The organism is Burkholderia sp. IT-111MI5, from assembly GCF_949752865.1.
Taxonomy (GTDB): domain Bacteria; phylum Pseudomonadota; class Gammaproteobacteria; order Burkholderiales; family Burkholderiaceae; genus Burkholderia; species Burkholderia pyrrocinia_C.
This window is the reverse complement of sequence record NZ_CATKIF010000041.1, coordinates 1-1374: the sequence shown is the minus strand read 5'-3', so window position 1 is coordinate 1374 and position 1374 is coordinate 1. Positions and strand designations below refer to the sequence as shown.

1 protein-coding gene is annotated in these 1374 nt (G+C 61.6%); it reads right to left on the bottom strand.

Annotated features, from left to right (window positions below; all coding sequences use genetic code 11):
* Positions 1-43 precede the first annotated feature (43 nt).
* Positions 44-1318 carry an IS256-like element ISBcen18 family transposase gene (locus ACM6JT_RS24655; protein ID WP_407056672.1) on the bottom strand — a complete coding sequence of 425 codons (1275 nt, stop codon included), beginning with the start codon at positions 1316-1318 and terminating at the stop codon, positions 44-46.
* Between the last annotated feature and the right edge of the window lie 56 nt (positions 1319-1374).

Below are 1374 nucleotides of genomic sequence, written 5' to 3'. Positions count from 1 at the left end.
GAACCTGTCCGCATTTTTGTGGGCGAGGCGGTTGAACAACAGGTTATCCACGCGCCTGCGTAAACCGTTCGCCGAACAGAATAGCAAACTGGTTCATCGCTGATTTCCAGTCGAAGGCGGCCCTCACGGTCTTGGCCAGTACGTTGCGCAGCGCCAGCCAGAGCAGCTTGATGGCCGCCTCGTCGTTCGGGAAGTGACCGCGCGTCTTGATGATCTTGCGCAATTGCATGTTCAAGCTCTCGATGGCGTTTGTCGTATAAACGACTCGCCGAATTTCCGGCGGGAACACGTAGAACGGCACGACGTGCTCCCACGCGCGTTGCCACGACTGCACGATCGTCGGGTACTTCGCGCCCCAAGGTCCGTCGGCGAAGTCTTGCAGCGCTTGCCTTGCTGCCTCTTCGCTGGCAGCCGCGTAGATCGGGCGCAGCGCCGTGGCGAGTACCTTGCGGTCCTTGTAGCTGGCGTATTCGAGGCTGTTGCGGATCAGATGCACGATGCAGGTCTGAACGGTGGTCCGCGGATAGGCCGCGCTGATGGCTTCGGTTAGCCCCTTCAGGCCATCGACCACGGCGATCAGGATGTCCTGGCAGCCGCGCGTCTTGAGTTCATTGAACACCTTGAGCCAGAACTTGGCGCCCTCGGTCTGCTCGATCCAGAGGCCCAGCACATCGCGCTGGCCATCGGCTTGGATGCCCAAGGCCAGATAGACGGCCTTGTTGCTGACCACCCCGTCGTCGCGGATCTTGACCCGCAGCGCATCGAAGAACACGACCGGATACATCGCCTCGAGTGGGCGGCTCTGCCAGCTCAGCGCTTCGGCCATCACCTCGTCGGTGACCGAGCTGATGAAGTCGGGCGACACTTCGGTGCCGTATTGCTCGGCCAGAAACCCTTGAATCTCGCGCACGCTCATGCCACGCGCGTACATCGCAATGATGCGTTCGTCGAAGCCGGTGAAGCGGCGCTCGTGCTTGGGAATCAGGATCGGCTCGAAGCTGCCGTCACGGTCACGAGGGACTTCGACACGAACCGGGCCGCGATCCGTGATGACCGTCTTGCCGCTGGCGCCGTTGCGCTCGTTGGCTTGTCCGGCCGGCTTGGACTGGCCCGACGGGTAGCCCAGATGCAGATTCATCTCGGCGCCCATCGCCCGTTCGATGATCGCCTTGTTGAACGCCAGCATCAGATCCTGAACCTCGGTCGGCGTCATCGGCCCCTTGACCAACTGGTCCAGCAGTTCCTTGGGCAACTCAGGCAGCGGCCCGCGGGCCGCTGCCTGACGCGCTACGGTTTGCCTCTTCTTCTTCATCGGCATATCCATGACTTTTATACCTCATGATATGCCCCGCCCACGAAATGACGGATAGGTCC

Excerpts from the sequence above, each read along its gene's own strand:
- ACM6JT_RS24655 (WP_407056672.1), bottom strand. The coding sequence starts at position 1,318 with ATGCCGATGAAGAAGAAGAGGCAAACCGTAGCGCGTCAGGCAGCGGCC.